A 17,765-nucleotide genomic window follows, 5' to 3' on the forward strand; every position below is an offset into this window, starting at 1 on the left:
ATACAGCATCTGCTGCGTTGTCAAGGGATCGGCGTAAACGACTACAGCCTCACCCTTGACGCCTTGCATCTGCAGCACCCTCGGCTTCTGCAACGTTAGGGTTTACTCTCGGACTCAGGCTTCTGACTACCATTCTGTGACCGGAGAGGCCAGAATCATGGGGCTATAGATCTCAAACGTTTCATTTCTAACACGCGGTCATCATTGTCTCGTAGCTTGACCGTAACTATTTCACCAGTATTCTTTCCCAAATAGGGCATGGAAGCGGCCGCCATCATGGGCATAATTCGTCTTAAGTCATTTAACTTGCTGGTAGTCGTTATGGTGGTTTTCCATAACGTTTGCATACTGTTGTCCGTATGTCCCTTTGCTTCATTTATTTCTTTAGCTTCGAGTACCGCATGTGCGGTGAAGACTGTGTAGCTTTCTCTTTTGGTTTCCACGCCCACAACCCGCCTTCTTGTGGGGATAGTTACGCTTTTTGTTGTCTCAATCTTTCTACCGTCTGCATCCGTTTCCGTTTCTCTGATGTCAACTGTTTCTCCGCCGATTATTGCATAAACAGGTCTCGTGTATGTGTGATGAACCTCCTCCCCTCCAGTTATCCCATAACTGAGGTAAATGGCCAAATCAGCGCTCTCCGGTTGGTTCTCTTGGCGGTATCCATGTTTTTTCAGAATTTCTCGAAAGTACTTACTATATTCTCGAAAATACAGATCATTCACCGAAGTGCCCTTCATTCTGCTATAGAGAATATATTTCTTTTCTGAAAGCGGTTTTCCTTGGTCAACAATGGAATCAACCCGAATGGCAATCTTAGGGCTGCAGCCGATCAGGAAAAGCGCTACAATAAACATTGTAAGTCTGTGCCAGGACATGCACGTCAACCCGGGAAATTGACTCGGGTAAATCGGATGTCTCCCATCCGAACCAACGCCTATCAATTCGACAACCCCGTTATCCGTCTCTATAGAATGAAAAGCCGTTGTTCCACGGTATGAACACGTTCATTAAGCCCCTTGACACTCTTCAACTGCGCAGGCTTTTTTAGGTTTCTGCCCGAAATCTAAGAATCTTGACCACTGAGTATCTTCGTCAACGCCTGTTTTGCCCTTCTTCTGACATCACTATCCGGATCTTCCAGTGCGGCACGCAACGGTTCAATTGCACTTTCATGTTTAATCTCCCCCAATGCATCAGCCACATGGCCTCGGACTAATGCATCTTCATCCTTTAGCGCGGAAATCAAAGGCCCCACTGCATGTGGATCCGTTATTCTACCTAATGCTATTGCCGCACGACTTCGGACAGTCCAATGCGGGTCGTGCAGCGCTGAAACAAGCGCTTGCAAAGCACTGCGTTCCCCAATCCTCCCCAGGGCCTCCGCGGCAGTCATCCTTACATGAGATTGTTCATTTTGGTCATTCAGCACCCCAATAAGGGGCGATACTGCCCGGGCATTGCTTATCTGGCCCAGTGCTTTCACCGCATGTCTTCGAATGAGCGGGTCTGTATCCTTCATCAAAGCAATTAGCGGCTTTACAGCTCGCGGATCCCTTATCTCGCCCAGCGCCTCTGCTGCCTGTCGCCGGACAAGAGGATCATAATCTTTCAGTTCAGCAATTAGGGGCTTTACGGCTGGCTTGCCGAGGCTTGCCAATACGTCAACAGGCTGCCTGCCCAGAGAATCGATATGCCCTAACTCGTATTCTTCATCCACATAACGCGAAACCTTCCCCCTGTTCCATTGAAGGCGTGCTGCCACATCTCGTTCACTAAGGCCTTTTTCTTGAAGAGACCTCACCCGCAAGAGTTCTGCTTCCGATCGAGTAATGAGCAGGTACCCCTTGGCTTGCATGCAAGCAGCGACGTGCTTGCCGTTGGAAGGGACAGATTCACAGGCCTCGAGATCCGACCTCATTAGCGCATCCGGGGCGCCCTTCTGGAACCAAACCATGTCCCTGGGATGTAGGCGATACCAAACCCTTTTGGCATTGTAGGCCGTTACAAAGAAGACTAATAGACCTATGGCGAACAACTTGTGTCGACCAGACATACGGATAACGCCGGTAAAGTGAATGAATTTATCCCAGGTTTGTAGTCGATGGCAAGCTCCTTCGCCAGGGGCTTCGGCGGCTCAAGAGGGCAGTGGGAAATACGGGACATCCCTTCAGTTTTACGGTTTTGACCAAAGTTTGCCCAAAAATCCATACGAAATTAGCCGGTTATAGTTAAGATGACCAGACCACTTTGACTCATCAGTGCTCCACAACGAGCGAAGGATCACTTTCGCCAGAACTCCGGCACGAAAAGAACGAGAACCGTGTAGATTTCCAATCGCCCCACAAGCATACACAGGATGAGTAACCACTTACCCAGCAACGGGATATGGGCAAAGTTATCCGTGGGCCCCACCAGTCCAAGACCTGGCCCGATGTTTCCAATTGTGGCTGCTACGGCCGCAAAGGAGGTGATCACATCAACATCCATAGAGGCCAGCAAAAAGGAGCAGAGGATAAAGAGACCCAGGTAAAACATGAAATATCCCCATATACTGTGTAGAACCTCATCTGAGATGGGATGGCCTCCAAGTTTGACTTGTGTTACTGCATGGGGGTGGATCAGGGAAAAGAGCTGCTTGTACGAATGCTTCAGAAGAAGCATAATGCGTAGGCACTTCATGCCGCCGCCAGTGGAGCCCGCGCAGGCGCCGAGAAACATGCAAAAGAGTAAAATACTGTGAGAAAGAGGAGGCCATAATTCATAGTCGGCCGTGGCGTATCCGGTTGTTGTAATTATGGAGAGCACCTGGAAGACACCAAACCGTATGGCCCCGGAAAGCGTTTCATATGCCGCGTGATAGATATTGAAAGTGACTACGAGACAAAATATGGCGGCTATGCCTATGAAAAAACGAAACTCCGAATTGCGCCAGAATGCCAGACAATCTCCCTTCAAGCATTGATAATGAAGGGAGAAGTTGATTCCCGCAAAGAGCATAAACATACAGATAACCGTATCGATGTATGGGCTATTATAGGCACCGATGGAAGCGTTTCTTGTGGAGAACCCTCCAGTGGCCATGGTTCCAAAGGTGTGGCAGAAGGCCTCAAACAAGTCCATGCCTCCAAGCATCAGCAACAAGGTTTCTGCTGCGCTGAAAAGCACATAGACCTTCCACAAGACCATGGCCGTGTCTCTAATGCGCGGCTTTAGCTTATCCGGTACCGGTCCTGGGACTTCAGGCTTATAAAGCTGCATACCCCCAATACCCAGAAGTGGTAAGATGGCCAGAGATAGCACAATGATTCCCATCCCCCCCAGCCAGTGGGTGAGACTCCTCCAGAAGAGAAATCCACGAGGCACCATCTCTATGTTGCAAAGCACCGAAGCCCCTGTGGTGGTAAAACCTGAAAGAGACTCGAAAAAGGCATCAGCAAAGGTGTTGAACACGCCTCCCCAGTAGTACGGGAGCGCTCCGAAAAGCCCGGCGGCCGTCCACCCAAGGGCCACCACTCCCATCCCCTCCCGATGGCTCATCATCTCATCCTTGGCGCTTCTGAAAACAAAATAGAGCGCCGCGCCGCTTCCAAGCGTAACTACTATCGACTTCGCAAGGGGACCAACGCTTTCGTCCTGATAGAAGAGGCCAAAAAGGAGGGGAAAGACCATGGTCAACCCGAGAAAAATGGTCAAAATCCCGACTAGATGGAGCGTGTAGCGGATGCGCATTTAGAAATACTCCAGCTTGACCATGAGGGCCTTTTCGACCTGAGGGATACCCTGGCGGGTAGAAAGGATAATGATTCGATCCTCCGGCAGGATGACGCTATCTCCTGTGGGGATGATCACTTCGTCCTGACGTATGATAGCTACAACCAACGCGCCTTGAGGGAAGGAGATTTTCTTGAGGGGGTTTCCAACAATATCAGAGGTTTCCAGGGCAATAGCTTCCAGAACCTCTGCTTCTTCCCCTTTGAGGGCCATGGCAGACAACACTTTGCCCCGGCGAACATATTGTAATATCGTATTGATTGCCGCAAGACGTGGGCTAACAACGTGTTCAAGACCGATGGCAGAAACCAGGGGAAAGTAGCCAAACTTACTAATGCGAGTCACGGTCTTATGCGCGCCCATCCGTTTGGCAAGAAGGGATGTAAGAATGTTGGTTTCTTCGTCTCCGGTAAGGGTTATCACCACGTCCATATCCTGGATGTTTTCCTCTCGAAGGAGTTCTTGGTCGGAGCCATCCCCCTGCAGGACTACAACTTTGTCAAGGTCTTCTGCCAGCTCCCGGCAACGATCCGTATCTTTCTCAATGAGCTTGGTATGTATGGAGTGTTTTTCGAGGGCCTTGGCAGCCTTGAGCCCCAGATTGCCGCCTCCGACAAGGAGCACATGGTTAAAGGGTTCAGCCCGCTTGCCAAAAATCTTTAAGGCAGCCTTGAGTCCTTTTTCCTCTGAAACAAAGTAGACCAGATCCCCTTCCAGGATTTGGTCTTCCCCGGAAGGGATAATAAGTTCTTCATTTCTAACAATGGCTGCTACAAGGATCTTTTTCTGGCCGGCCTTGTTGCGGAGATCTATCAGCTTGGTGCCGGCCACCGGGCTATTCCCATCCAGGTGCACACCAACAAGCTTGATGCGACCGTCGGCAAATTCTCCTACATCCACAGCGCCGGGAACCCGCAGCAGCCTCTCAACCGTCTTGACCGCCTCGGCCTCTGGGTTTATCATCACATCAATGCGATAGGGATCCTGGCTCAGGACGTCCTGATGCATAAGATAATCTTCGCTTCTGATGCGGGCCAGTTTAATAGTAGCAGGAGATAGAATATTGGCAAAAAGGGAGGCGACCAGGTTGGTCTCGTCGCTGTCAGTAACAGCCAGCATGATGTCGGCCCCTTTTATTCCTGCCTGCTCAAGGATGGCCGGACTACTCCCGCAACCCTGGACTGCCTGCACATCCAGGCTTTCAAAAACCCGTCGCAAAGCTCCCGCATTGTTGTCAATGACCACAACTTCCTTGTTTTCAAGGGCGAGACGGCTAGCAATGTGGAAGCCAACCTCACCCGCGCCAACAATGACAATTTTCAATGTAATCGCTCCCAGCTAAGTTAATCCGTAGGCGTTCAAGAGCCAAGTCCAGTCCATTATGCGATCATCCTCGGGCAGGGCCATTACTGATCCCCGAACTGTCACATTCGTTTGATGGGACGAGGCTGATTTGGCGTGTTGTCTTTTCAACAGGATTGATAAGCGGAATTTCCGCGCCCTCCCTTTTTGTAATACCCACTTCAGTGAATTTTCGTGCCGAGGCCAAGACTCTCCGTTCAAAAGAGCCGATGACCTGGTTATACGTTGATACACACCTCTGAACGTCTCGGCCCAGCCTGCCCAGGTGTTCTGTCATCGTGTTGATTCTCTCGTAGAGCTCCTTGCCCAGGTTGCTGATGACTACGGCGTTCTTGGCCATGGTTTCTTGTCGCCACCCAAAGGCCACGGCTTTGAGAAGAGAAATGAAGGTTGTTGGAGTGGCCAATATGACACCCTTATCCACACCTTTTTCGATGAGGCCGGGATTCTGTTCTAAGGCTGAGCTGAAGAAATTCTCTCCGGGTATGAAGAGGACCACAAATTCAGGGGTCGGCTGAAACTGTTCCCAGTAGCTCTTTTGCGAGAGTTTATTCATATGGGCCTGGATCTGTTTGGAATGGAGGACCAACTTGCTTGCCCTTTCTTCCTCTGTTTCAGCTTCCAGGGCTTCCAGATAGGCAAGAAGCGGGGCCTTGGCATCCACTACAATCTGTCTTTCATTGGGGAGCCTAACAATCATATCAGGTCGCAAGCGACCTTGCTCGGTATCTCTGGTTTCTTGTTCAAAGAAATCACAGCATCTCAGCATACCGGCCAGTTCAGCAACTCTCCTTAAAGTAATTTCTCCCCACCTTCCACGCACCTGAGGGGTTCTGAGCGCCTTGACCAGATTCGCGGTTTCCTTGTGCAGGAGCTGCTGAGTTGTCATAAGCGACTGAACCTGTTCTGTGAGGCCGCCATAGGCTTCCTGTCGAACCCTTTCCATATCCTGGACTTGCCTGTCATATTTTTCCAGCGATTCCTTAATGGGTTCGACAACCCGCTTCACCCCTTCCTGACGCAGTTCCAAGTCGGCCTTGGCTGCCTCCTGGTAACTGGCAAGGGTCGCCGTTGCCAGATCAAGAAAAGATTCCTGGCTGTTTTTCAATGCTGTGGCAGAGATGGCCTGGAAGGTATCTGTGAGCTTTTGTTTTGCTTTCTCAAGCAATTGTAGCTTTTCTTCAGTTGCCAGTCGTTCTTTTTCTATGATGATTTCCAGTTTGGCCTGTTTCTCTCTCAGTTCCGTGATGTTTACTGTAAGATCTTTGACCTCGCCCGTCTTTTTTTCAAGTGCCTGTTGCACATGGCCCATCTGTTCAAGCTTGGCCTTGGCAGCGGAGCGCTCTTCACAAATCTTTAGCATGTTGGCTTCAGCGTGGCTCAACTCTTCTTGCAAATGAGCAATCCTGCCGTTTTTTTCTTGGAGTTCTTTCTCTTTGCTCCGGATGGCCTCCTCCAACCGTGCAAGCTCAGCGCTGTTCTGAGCAAGGACCCTTGACGCCTTTACACTGATCCTTGATCTTGCCGCCAGCCATGCAATCAGGCCACCGAAAACGCCGCCAAGAACAAATATTAGGATATAATTAAGATAATTCACGGAGGGCATTGTCTAACCAGAGTTCCGTCATTCATGAAGGTAGTCCTTTGAAATTATTTAGCAAGTTAGCACCGACTTTTACGTTACGATGATTGTCTAACCTGCTCACTCTTGAGCTTGTACTCACACACTGATCCCGAGTGATTCATACAATCTCTCAAAATTGACTTTTTCCTCGATGAGGCTGATGCCGCAATAGACTTTTTCTTTTTCCCTCAGGCGAAGCTTGCCGGAGAGTTCCTCGACCTTTTTTGCCACTGAATAAGTGTCATCTCGAACCACAACAATGGGTATGCCCTTCAACTCGGCTCTGGCAACCACAATTTCATTGGGATAAAGATTGCCTGTGAGGATAAGGCACTGCGTCATGGCCTCAACGGCTGCCAGTTGTATATCGGCCCGATCGCCGCCCACAATCACCGCATTATTTCTGGTTTTCCTGATATATTCAAGGGCACGATCAACCTGCATCCCTCCGATCAGAAAGTGCTCGATCAGGCCATCCAGTTTATTGCGGCAGCAGAGCACATCCCCCGCAAGGGTTTCCGCTATATCTCCAATCATCACTGAACCCAGGACAGCGTCCTCGGGAAGTATGCCAAAGACCGGGACTCCTTTCCGTTCAAGGAAGGGCACAATCAAGTCCTGGATCTTGTCTAAATAGCCTGCGTGTACTCTGTTTATGATAGCTCCCAAGAGACGTTCCTCCAGGACCTCCTGGGCATTCAAGACCGCATCCAGATAGAATTCCTTATCATAGTAATCCACCAAAAGGACACGGGCCTTGAGTCTTTCGATAATGTGATATCCTGATATGTCAAAAGCCATTCCTGACTCAAGCTTGCCTGCACCTCCAATGATCACCACATCTTTTTCTTGTGATACGGCTTCAAAGGCGTCCAGGATCTTCAGATCCAGTCCAGGACATTCACCACGGCAGCCATTCACCATCAGGTCGTGGGTCAAGACCACAGGGCAGAGTGTCTCCACCGGATCCTTCAACATAAGTACCCTGTGGATAAACCACGCGTCCTTATCAGTCAGCACACCGTCTATCTTAATAGGCAGCCGGCCAAAGGGCTTGAAATATCCCACCTTGAGGCCGTCTTTGAGAAACCGCTGACCTATTCCCATGACTGTCAGGTTTTTTCCTGAATACCCGGTTGTTGATCCTACGTATAGACAAACCATTTTACCTGTCTCCCCTCACTCTTGTATGGTGATTCTGGCATCCACTGCCACTACGCCCTGACCCTCCGGGCATACCAAGAGTGGATTAATATCCGCCTCAACGATTTCAGGAAAGTCCATGGCCATCTGAGAGAGCCTCACAAGGGCATCCCTGATCCCTTCAATATCTGCAGGCGCCTCACCCCGCACCCCACGCAGCAGCGGAAACGATCGGATTTCGCGGATCATTGCATCGGCGCTCTCAACGCTAAGCGGCGCAATTCTAAAGGACACATCTTTCAATACCTCAACATAGATTCCACCAAGGCCAAACATAACCATAGGGCCAAACTGCATGTCCCTGGTAATTCCCAGGATCACCTCTTTACCCTGTGTTACCATTTCCTGAACCATCACTCCCAGGATGCGCGCCTCTGGCTGCCGCAGTTGAATGTTCGAGGTTATATCAAAAAAGGCCTCTTCCACCGCGGCGTCGTTTTCGAGTTTGACGCGAACTCCCCCCATATCGCTCTTGTGGAGCACATCGGGTGAGGCAATCTTCATGACAACAGGATAACCGATCTCTGAAGCCGCCTTTAGGGCCTCCCTGGTGGTCCGGGCAATCCGGCTTTCAGGGAGCCTGAATCCATATGCTCTCAAGATCTCCCTGGCTTCATTTTCGATTAGATCGTGTCTGTGCTGGTCGATAACAGAGGCAAAGATCTCGCGCACCTTGCGGCTGTCTGCCTCGAAACTCCGGTATTGCCTTTCAGGCCTTTCTCGCCAGAGGCGATAGGAAAGCATGGCATCCAAAGCTGCTATGGCATCTTCGGGATAGTCATAACTGGGTATTGAATGGTCTTGGAGGATCTTGCGAGCAGCCCGCACCTTCTTTTCTCCCATAAAGGACGTGACAATAGGTTTCTCAGCATCCCTGGCCAACTTCGCGATCCTCCGAGCAACGGCCACGGGGTCCACGGCTGCCGTTGGAGTCAAAAGTATCAACACAGCGTGGATAGAGCCGTCATCAAGCACGACTTCCAGGGTTTTCCCGTATCTTTCATGTGATGCATCGCCTATGATATCTATGGGATTGTAAACGGAAGCTGTGGGCGGAAGAAACTCTCGGAGACGATCTGCCGTTTTCTTTCGAATCGGACTCAGGTGGAGTGAGCTTCTGTCAGAGGCGTCCGCGGCCAGGATGCCCGGGCCCCCGGAATTGGTAATAATGGCAAGACGAGGGCCTTCTGGGAGCGGTTGACTGGCAAATGCCATGGCGTATCCAAACAGAGACTGCATAGATCCGGCGCGTATGATACCGGATTGCTTGAAAGCTGCGTTGTAGGCATTCTCAGAGCCCGCCAAAGCGCCCGTGTGAGACGAAGCGGCCTTGGCCCCGGCGCTCGTGGTACCTGACTTAATGACAATGATTGGTTTTTTTTTGGAGACCTGTCGGGCCGTTTTCATGAAAAGCGGACCGTCCTCAACGCTTTCCAAATACCCGAGAATCACACGCGTGTTCTCATCCTGCCCCATGGAAAGGATCATCTCAGCTTCTGAAATATCCATCTTATTGCCCAGACTAACAAATCTTGAGAAACCCACATTTTCTCCCAAGGCCCAGTCAAGGATAGCCACACACATGGCGCCGGATTGGGAAAAAAACCCGATATGGCCCCCAAGGGGCATGCCTGAAGCAAACGATGCATTCAGGGGGCATATTGTGTCGATAATACCAAGGCAGTTGGGGCCCACCACCCGGATGCCCATCTCCCTGGCCCGTGTGGCCAGCTTTTTTTCCAGACGAGCCCCTTCGGGTCCGATTTCTTTAAAACCGGCCGTAATGATAACGACCGAATCGACGTTTTTCTTGCCGCATTGCTCCACCACACCCATGACGGCTGGCGCTGGCAGGGCAACAACCGCAAGGTCAATATCAGAGGGGACCGAAACCAGATCCGGGTATGCCCTGCGCCCCAGGATCTCCTGGGCCTTTGGATTTATGGGATAGACAGCGCCGGGGTAGCCGTACTGGACGATATTGTTCAAAATATCGTAACCGATCTTGCCGGGCTTCTGTGAAGCCCCGACTACGGCAACAGAAGAAGGGCTGAAGAAGTGTTCTAACATTACCTGTGTCAGTTCAAGGCATTAAGACTTAATTACTCCGAAATTTTATATTATATCTTTTCGCCTTAAGGCAACAACAAAATAACGGCGGGTGCCCAACGATGAACCGGCTACAACTTGTATTTTCACCTAAATTCCCATTTGCCAGGCGGCCAAGCAACGCTTCATGAAGTCGCGAAGCGATTTCATCTTATTTTCCCTTGACCTTTCGCTGTTCTGTTTCCTATAACACGGGCACCGTGAATGTTCTGCTGATCGAAATAAACCCTTTTGCCCCTGCATCGCCCCCCATCTCACTGGGGTACATCGCAGCCTTTCTGAAATCCAAAGGATTTCAGGTCAAGATATTGACTTTCGGAGAGGACACGTCCGTCTCCACCGCCGGTCTTAAGGACATCATTACCAACTTCCAGCCTGCCCTGGTGGGACTTTCGGCCTACCAGCGAACCATGCTCTACACAATGGGTCTGGCAAGACTCATAAAGTCCATAAACAGCAACATCAAGATAGCCATTGGGGGCCCGCAGGCCACATTCATGCCTTCGGCGGGCTTTGCCCAAATGCATGATATCGATTATATCAGTCGATCTTCCGGTGAGGTGACGCTCCTTTGCATTGCACGTGCCATCGAAAAGGAGGCGCCCTTTTCAGACCTTTCCGGGGTCAGCTACAAGAACGCGGATGGTGTCATCCGTGATACGGACGACATTGAAGGATTTACGGATCTGGATCGCTATCCCTCTCCCTACCTCAATGACGTTTTTGACTACTCTCGAATGGGCGAGGCCATTATGCTCACATCTCGCGGCTGCCCTCACCACTGCAAGTATTGTTACACACCTTATGCCTTCAAGCACAAAGTGACCTTTCACTCCATAGATCGGGTCATTGAAGAGATAAAATGGATCAGAAAAAAAGGGGTTAGGAGACTCTGGTTCGCCGATCCCAATATTTCCTACAGGTGGACACGATTTCAAAACCTGCTTGAAAGGATCTTGACAGACGGACTTGAGTCCGAAATTTGGTTGCAAACCCGTGCAGACCTTGTGAACCCAGAGTTGATGAAAAAGATGAGACTGGCAGGTGTCCGCACCATCGCCTTTGGGCTGGAGTCGGCTTCAGAACGGGTACTGCCAAGGCTCGACAAGCACCTGTCGATCGAGAAAGTAGCCGAGGCGATCAGGCTTGCCCAGAGTGAGGATATAGAGGTGGAGCTTTTTACGATATTCGGCCTTCCTTACGAAACCTTTGAAGATGCGGTTAAGACGCTGGAATTTGTGAAAAAAAATAAGGTTAAAATCATGGGCAACACGAACTCCCAGCAGATGCAAATCTATTTTGGCACGCACATGGAGAGACACTACGAGGATTACAACATTCTGCCCCTGAACACAAAACGCCCGGCCTATCTTTCCATCGGGTGTCAGTACGAAACCGCCCACATGAGCACCAAGGACATTGCCAGGATCCAGGACCTGTGGCGAGCCCATTCCCTTGACAGAGGCAGGCGGATCGTGTCGTGAATCGGTTGAGCCCGTTCAAGACGGGAATCGTGTAATCGAATAACGTCTCGACGCAAGTGCCTAGAGGTTAAAAACCGGGTCAAACGGATAGACAGGCTGAACCGGCCAAACGGATAGAGAAAATGACCGAGCTTGTTTTACAAAAAATATTCGTAATTCTGGACAAACAGGACAAGAAACAGCTTGAGAGGCTTTGCCGAACACTGTCGGGCCTGTTTTCTTATGTCAACCTGACATCTAATCTTTATCTTATCGCTGATAGTCTGACTGACGGTATGCCCCAGGTGGAACGTTTCCAGAAGGAGGTAAGCGCCTTTCTGAGGGCAAACCTTTTTGCTCGGCTTTATCTTCATTTTGTTCACCATGCGCCATCTGGAACCGTGCAGGGAATGAGTTTCTATTTCCAGTACTATTACCAGATCTGGAAGCAGGCAGCTCGTGAGTTTGATCAGGAGGGCTATATGCACCAGGAAATTCCAAGGCTCATGTTGCTGCCGGTTCTTGTCCCTGATAACCGAGCTGAGCCCACTTCACTCACAGCCCTTCTCACTGCGCTCAAAAGCGCTTTCTTTCTACCGAGTCTCTACCTGAATCGGGACACCTTCTTTCTGGCAGGAAATGATGATCTCCTGGCCAGGACAGAAAAGGTCTACTGGGGCCATGGCAAGAGCGGCGACAAGGCACAGATCGTTTGCGATCTCTGTTATCAAGACATCCTGGATGATACATCTGCCAGATTGGAGCCGGACCCCGCGTCCATGACCGACCCATGCCCTGCGGCCCTTATCATCTCGGCGCGAGACGGCACGGTCTATGCCTGTATGGATGCATTCCTCAAAAAAGAGAGCCTGGGAAATATTCATGGGACCCTTGATCCGGATAATCTGATGGCTCGGTACTGCGAGTACGCGAACTCTAAAAGAGACTGTCTTGAGTGCAGGGAACGGGTGGTTGGATCGTTTTCAGATCTGCCTCTTCCCGAGGCAACCACACATGAGGTTGGAGACTTGCTTTATCATTTTGGGACCTTGCACCAGGAAGCGGAAAACCATATTCTTGCCATAGAAAGATACGAAAAGTCGTTGAAGTTGTCTCCCGTTGAAGAAGCAGGTCCAATTCATTTCAGACTCGGCCTTAGCTACACAACGACCGGCCGCTATGATGAGGCGCTTGAAAGCTTCAGCAGGGCTGAACTTACGTACAAAGACCAGTACTATTTTCACTTCTACACGGGTCTTTGTTGCTTTGAAAAGGGAGAGTATCGCGCGGCGCTTGAAAAGCTCTCAAAGGCTATACAAATGAAGCCCCAAAAGGAGGACCTGGTAAGGATTCTCATCTACATGGGCACATGTTACAACAGCCTAGAAGACTATGAGCAGGCGCTCATCCATCTGGAAAGGGCAAAGGAGAAGGCTCCCAATGTTAAAGAGATCTACAATGCCATTGGTTTTTCTTGCTTCCAACTGAAAGACTACGACAAGGCCATTGAGAACCTCAGAATAGCTGTTGAACTGGACCCCCATTCTGCCGTAGATTACGCCAGCCTTGGCGCCAATTATCGCGAGAAGGGTGACACGAAGCTGGCGATTGCTATGTATGAAAAGGCCCTGGCATTGGATCCAGGCATTGCACCTGCAAGGGAGAACCTGGAAAGACTGAAAAACAAACCATGAGTAGACAAGACCTTTCGTCGTTGGAAAATGAACTGTGTTACGAATTCAAAGATATCGGGTTTCTTCAAGAAGCCATGCAGCACAGTTCCTATGTGAATGAGCAGCGCGACCCTGCTCTGAAGGACAATGAACGCCTGGAGTTTCTGGGAGATGCGGTGCTCGATCTTGTGATCACGCATATTTTGATGGATCATTTTCCAGAAACCCGTGAAGGCGACCTCTCCAGGATGAGGGCCACCATTGTTAACGAGTCGCAATTGGCTATCGTGGCGCAAGAGCTAAAGCTAGGCGAGTACATGCTCTTGGGCAAAGGTGAGGCCTTAAGCCATGGACAAGAGAAAAGCTCGATCCTTGCTGATGCCCTTGAGGCAGTGATTGCGGCCGTATATCTTGACAGGGGTCTGCGGGCCGCTTTTGAGGTCATTGAAAGACAGTTTTCTCAGATCATCTCGCATGTTGGAGAAAGGGTGGCGGCCGAAGATTTCAAGAGCCAACTTCAAGAGCTTGTGCAGGGTCGATTTAAAACCACGCCTCATTATGAAGTGGTAGCCGAAAGCGGCCCCGACCATGACAAGACCTTCGAGGTTCGTCTGGACGTCGGCCCTTCTCTGACAACTTATGGGGCAGGTAAAAGCAAAAAGTCAGCCGAGCAAGCCGCTGCCAACGCAGCCCTTGAAAAGCTTCAAGAAAAAGTCGAGTGATCTACATCCGTATTTGCAAAACCACTTCATCATGTGTGTTCTTTCCAGAAGGAAATGAGTACCAGGCCCTTTATTATCCCCATCTTTATCCCCCACATGGGTTGTCCCCACCGGTGTGTCTTCTGCAATCAAACCTCCATTACGGGTCGCACGAATCAAACCCTCTCGCCGGAGCAGGTCCGAGCAAGGATAACGGAGTTCCTTGGCTTTAAAGGGGTGCACCGGAGTCCGGTGGAGGTGGCCTTTTACGGGGGCAACTTTCTTGGCCTGCCGACATCTTCTCGGATGTCCTTGTTGGACGAGGCCCAAAGGTTTGTTGAAAAAGGCCAGGTTGAAAGCATCCGCTTTTCCACGAGGCCCGACACCGTCACAGAGGCCTCTATCGAGGCTTTAGGTCTCTACAGCGTTCGGGCAATTGAAGTGGGCGCCCAATCCATGGATGGCACAGTTCTTCGTCTCAGCCAACGTGGCCACACTGCAGAGGATACCCGCAGGTCAGTCGAACTTCTTAAGTGCCGTGGCTTGCGCGTAGGGCTGCAGATAATGCCAGGTCTTCCGGGAGACACCTCAGAATCGATTCTTGAGACCGGCCTGAGAGTGGCCGAACTCAAACCCGATTTTGTTCGCATCTACCCCACCATTGTGGTCACGAAGACTCTCCTTGAAAAGTGGTATCGTGCGGGGCGGTTTAAACCTCTTTCTCTTCCCGATGCCGTTGAGCTAACAAAAAAACTCTATCTTCTTTTTCAAGCACGGGGGATTTCGGTCATCCGGATGGGACTCCAGGCCAGCAGCAGCCTGCTGGAGCCAGGAAGCATTGTGGCCGGTCCATTTCATCCGGCCTTCGGCCATCTCGTACATTCGGCGCTTTTTCTTGACCTTGCGGCCCGGGAACTTCAATCGCAACAGGGCTTGTCCAAAAGCGTCGGGCTCAGGGTCTGCCCCAGAGATGTCCCAAAACTAGTGGGACTGAAAAGGAGCAATATCAAACAGCTCATCCAGCAGTTTTGCCTTGAAGACGTTCAGGTCTTCCCGGATCCAGCAGTTCCAGAAAATAAGGTTAAAGTTGAAAACCCACCGAAAGGGGTTTGCTGTTAAAGCCATTGAAGGTTCCTCAAACGCCAAAACATATGCGAGCCTTCAACATCTGATATCTGCATAGGAAGCAAGTCGAGGTAAACATGAAGGAATCCAGAACCAACGAATAACCCCTTGGCTCTATCAAAAAAGCCAAGGGGTTATTGTATATCCAGGTAACTTAAAAAGCTGTAGCATAGCTGTGGCCGTCAAAACAACCACAACTAATTCAGAAAGCTATCCTGTGACGCACACATCGCCGGCGATTTCAAGGAGTTGAGGAAAAATGTCCATGATATTTACAACGCCCACAATCTTGCCATCCCGGGTAACCATAGGCTGTCTTATACTTTCCTTAAACATCACGTATATGGCTTTGTTTATGCCATCATCTTCCACCAGCACGGGATGAATGGGGGACATGACCTCTTTTACTTTCTTCTGAGTCTCTTGGTTGACCAAATCCAAAAAGGTGGAATGAAGCCACTTAAAGCGTTCTTGCACTGCACCTACCTCGTCAGCTACTTCCAGTGCCCGTGAAGAGAGGGTGCGGTAATACATTCTGGAAAACTCCGTTTTCTTGGCAGATTCGGGAACCAAGCCCCTGATGAGGTCATAGATGGACAATTTGCCCACAATCTGATTTGATGCGTCTGTAACAAAAAGCGTCTTGTGATATTTACCGACGACACAGGCCTTGATGTTCTCATGGTTTTTTTTCAATACAGCCAAGACATCACAAAGAGGGGCCTCCGTGTCGACTTTGTCGTATTCGTCGATATGAGCCATAATGTCCTTGACTCTTTTTTCCTCTCCCATACCCTTATCCTCCCTTAATGAAAATTTGTGAGAGCTCTGCTATTACTGTACCCTGGCACAAGCGCCGAAGCGATATTTCCTATATATCATTCTTCCCAAAATTTCAAGGTATTTTTGAGCGAGCTCTTACTCGCTTTCAAGCCGTTGACACATGTCCTGAGTGCCAACGATGTAGGCAAAACCATAAGCCAGGTTTCTCAGGCTTGCCAAGTGGAGTTCTTGGTTGACCGTGGTTGTGGCGTCTGCCACAAAAAACACGCGGTAATCGCGCACAAAGGCATCACGGGCCGTTGTCTCGCAGCAGCAATTCGTCATGACACCACAGATAATGAGGTCTTCTGCACCTGCAGCGCGTAACCCCTCGTCCATCCCAGTTTTGAAAAAAGCGCTGTAACGATTCTTGTCTATGACGGTATCTGTTCCCACTGGGTCTAGTCCTGGCATCAATTGCCATTGAGTCGATCCGAATTCTATCAGATCACCCCACCACACGCTGAGCATACCACCATCTGTGGCTGGGTCACGATGCCCGTGTCGCGTAAAGAAGATTTTCACACCTCTTTTCCTGCAAGCCTCAATCAAAGAGAAGACATTGCCCAAAATAGGCGCTGCCAATGCGCCAAAATAGTCTTGCATGTCGATCACCAACAAGGCTGTCTTGCCCGGCAAGGGCCACGCCTGGCGGAAATTCTCAGCCTTGATAGCTTGCAACCATGATTGGCTCTGAACCATTGTGCGACCCCTTTGCGCGGATTGGCTTCTTGTTCAAATCAACAATACACGATGAGACACGTTGTCACAAGGCCATGTTTCCGAGACTCCGTCAAAGTTTCGTTGCGCGTAAGCATGAAAATCTCCCTTTGATAAAGGGGGACTTTCAAGGATCTCTCTTTTGTAGATTCAAGCCGATTTGCAGGTACTTGCTATGAAAGCAGGCAATTGCATTTACCTGGGACAAACGCGAGGCTTTGGGAAGTCCTCCAACCATTAGGCGCGCTCGAGATCATGACGGTAAACAGGTCCATTTGCTCAGCTCCCAAGCCTGAGAAAAATGAGGACTTGCCAGCTTGACATGCTGGCTTGGCAGTTGTAAATGAGATTAAGGCATGAAAACTATTAGTATTTCTCCCAGTTGGAAAGCCGCGGCAGAGGCGATCTCTCAAGAGACCGGAATCTTTCTGGTAGTGGGTGTGCCAGATTCGGGCAAAAGCACCCTTTCACGGTATCTCATACATTTTTTGACACACGCCAACCGGATTGTTGCCCTGATCGATTGTGATGTAGGACAAACTCATTTAGGTCCGCCCACGACCCTGGGCATGATGCTTTACACCAATCCAACGGATGCAAGCGATACCCTTAAACCTCACCATATGCGGTTCATTGGAGCAACTTCACCTACCGGTCATCTCTTAGACATCGTGGTGGGTACAAAGAAAATGGCAGACAAGGCCCTGAATTCAGGGGCCGAGGCCGTAATCGTCAACACCAGCGGTCTTATACTCGGAGTTGCCGGCGCCGAACTGAAGCTGAACAAGGTGGACTTACTCTGTCCCAAACATATATTTGCACTTCAGGAAACGTCAGAAATTGAGCACCTTCTCAGATACTTGGAAAAACGGCACACCGTATCTGTTTTTCGACTGCCGATCTCTGCGCACGCCCGAACAAGGCCCTCCGAGGTGAGAAGACGCTTCAGAGAAGAGAAGTATAGGCAATATTTCAAAGAATCTCAAATAGTGAAGGTGCCGCTTTCACAGGTGGGTCCGAAGGGATATGTATGGTGTGAAGAAAGGAATGTGCGAATAGACGCCATAAAGAATTTGCTCTTAGGTCTTTGTGACTCAGAAGATTGTCTCTTAGCGCTCGGCATCCTCCAAGAAGTTGATTTGGAGGAGCGGTCCCTGCACATTCTTACCCCCTTAAGCTCCAAGGACGG

The 17,765-nt window shown here is 50.1% G+C and carries 14 protein-coding genes; 5 read left to right on the top strand and 9 right to left on the bottom strand.

Translation table 11 applies throughout. From position 1 onward, the window contains the following. Positions 1–155: 155 nt before the first annotated feature. The 7 genes from JW883_11825 to JW883_11855 all read right to left on the bottom strand — a co-directional run bounded on the left by JW883_11825 (position 156) and on the right by JW883_11855 (position 10,033). Complete coding sequence (locus tag JW883_11825) at positions 156–878, bottom strand: hypothetical protein (GenBank protein ID MBN1842955.1); 723 nt, start codon at positions 876–878, stop codon at positions 156–158. Positions 879–1,066: 188 nt separating this feature from the next. After that, positions 1,067–1,921: a HEAT repeat domain-containing protein gene (locus JW883_11830; GenBank protein MBN1842956.1), complete on the bottom strand. Its 855-nt coding sequence runs from the start codon at positions 1,919–1,921 to the stop codon at positions 1,067–1,069. 362 nt (positions 1,922–2,283) lie between these two features. Next, on the bottom strand, positions 2,284–3,732 hold the full coding sequence (locus JW883_11835; GenBank protein ID MBN1842957.1) for a TrkH family potassium uptake protein: 1,449 nt from the start codon (positions 3,730–3,732) through the stop codon (positions 2,284–2,286). After that, on the bottom strand, positions 3,733–5,097 hold the full coding sequence (gene trkA, locus JW883_11840) for a Trk system potassium transporter TrkA (protein MBN1842958.1): 1,365 nt from the start codon (positions 5,095–5,097) through the stop codon (positions 3,733–3,735). It lies immediately after the preceding gene. Positions 5,098–5,161: 64 nt separating this feature from the next. Continuing rightward, the gene (gene rmuC, locus JW883_11845; protein ID MBN1842959.1) at positions 5,162–6,733 is read right to left on the bottom strand and encodes a DNA recombination protein RmuC; all 1,572 of its coding nucleotides are present in this window, start codon (positions 6,731–6,733) and stop codon (positions 5,162–5,164) included. A gap of 123 nt (positions 6,734–6,856) precedes the next feature. Then, positions 6,857–7,924: a phosphotransacetylase family protein gene (locus JW883_11850; GenBank protein MBN1842960.1), complete on the bottom strand. Its 1,068-nt coding sequence runs from the start codon at positions 7,922–7,924 to the stop codon at positions 6,857–6,859. A gap of 15 nt (positions 7,925–7,939) precedes the next feature. Continuing rightward, a complete protein-coding gene (locus JW883_11855) occupies positions 7,940–10,033 on the bottom strand; it encodes an acetate--CoA ligase family protein (GenBank protein MBN1842961.1) in 2,094 nt (697 codons plus the stop codon). A gap of 239 nt (positions 10,034–10,272) precedes the next feature. Here JW883_11855 and JW883_11860 point away from each other — a divergent pair, with 239 nt between their 5' ends. From JW883_11860 to JW883_11875, 4 genes are all read left to right on the top strand, one after another. Next, the gene (locus JW883_11860) at positions 10,273–11,556 is read left to right on the top strand and encodes a B12-binding domain-containing radical SAM protein (protein MBN1842962.1); all 1,284 of its coding nucleotides are present in this window, start codon (positions 10,273–10,275) and stop codon (positions 11,554–11,556) included. 122 nt (positions 11,557–11,678) lie between these two features. Further along, positions 11,679–13,229 carry a tetratricopeptide repeat protein gene (locus JW883_11865; protein ID MBN1842963.1) on the top strand — a complete coding sequence of 517 codons (1,551 nt, stop codon included), beginning with the start codon at positions 11,679–11,681 and terminating at the stop codon, positions 13,227–13,229. Next, on the top strand, positions 13,226–13,930 hold the full coding sequence (gene rnc, locus JW883_11870; GenBank protein ID MBN1842964.1) for a ribonuclease III: 705 nt from the start codon (positions 13,226–13,228) through the stop codon (positions 13,928–13,930). The genes JW883_11865 and rnc overlap by 4 nt, the downstream gene beginning before the upstream one ends. Positions 13,931–13,984: 54 nt before the next feature. Next, positions 13,985–15,028: a radical SAM protein gene (locus JW883_11875; GenBank protein MBN1842965.1), complete on the top strand. Its 1,044-nt coding sequence runs from the start codon at positions 13,985–13,987 to the stop codon at positions 15,026–15,028. A gap of 216 nt (positions 15,029–15,244) precedes the next feature. Here JW883_11875 and JW883_11880 read toward each other — a convergent pair whose 3' ends face one another. Next, positions 15,245–15,826, bottom strand: coding sequence for a CBS domain-containing protein (locus JW883_11880; protein ID MBN1842966.1), 582 nt, complete (start codon positions 15,824–15,826; stop codon positions 15,245–15,247). A 126-nt stretch (positions 15,827–15,952) separates the two neighbouring features. After that, the gene (locus tag JW883_11885; GenBank protein MBN1842967.1) at positions 15,953–16,558 is read right to left on the bottom strand and encodes an isochorismatase family protein; all 606 of its coding nucleotides are present in this window, start codon (positions 16,556–16,558) and stop codon (positions 15,953–15,955) included. A gap of 374 nt (positions 16,559–16,932) precedes the next feature. On the opposite strand from JW883_11885, the gene JW883_11890 reads away from it, so the two are divergent. After that, positions 16,933–17,765 (top strand): hypothetical protein (locus tag JW883_11890; protein ID MBN1842968.1); only part of this gene is annotated, 833 nt, incomplete at its 3' end.

The sequence above is a fragment of the Deltaproteobacteria bacterium genome (assembly GCA_016930875.1).
Taxonomy (GTDB): Bacteria; Desulfobacterota; Desulfobacteria; order Desulfobacterales.

Coding starts and splice junctions, on each gene's coding strand:
- JW883_11825 (MBN1842955.1), bottom strand. CDS start 878: ATGTCCTGGCACAGACTTACAATGTTTATTGTAGCGCTTTTCCTGATC.
- JW883_11830 (MBN1842956.1), bottom strand. CDS start 1,921: ATGAGGTCGGATCTCGAGGCCTGTGAATCTGTCCCTTCCAACGGCAAG.
- JW883_11835 (MBN1842957.1), bottom strand. CDS start 3,732: ATGCGCATCCGCTACACGCTCCATCTAGTCGGGATTTTGACCATTTTT.
- JW883_11850 (MBN1842960.1), bottom strand. CDS start 7,924: ATGGTTTGTCTATACGTAGGATCAACAACCGGGTATTCAGGAAAAAAC.
- JW883_11855 (MBN1842961.1), bottom strand. CDS start 10,033: ATGTTAGAACACTTCTTCAGCCCTTCTTCTGTTGCCGTAGTCGGGGCT.
- JW883_11865 (MBN1842963.1), top strand. CDS start 11,679: ATGACCGAGCTTGTTTTACAAAAAATATTCGTAATTCTGGACAAACAG.
- rnc (MBN1842964.1), top strand. CDS start 13,226: ATGAGTAGACAAGACCTTTCGTCGTTGGAAAATGAACTGTGTTACGAA.
- JW883_11875 (MBN1842965.1), top strand. CDS start 13,985: ATGAGTACCAGGCCCTTTATTATCCCCATCTTTATCCCCCACATGGGT.
- JW883_11880 (MBN1842966.1), bottom strand. CDS start 15,826: ATGGGAGAGGAAAAAAGAGTCAAGGACATTATGGCTCATATCGACGAA.
- JW883_11885 (MBN1842967.1), bottom strand. CDS start 16,558: ATGGTTCAGAGCCAATCATGGTTGCAAGCTATCAAGGCTGAGAATTTC.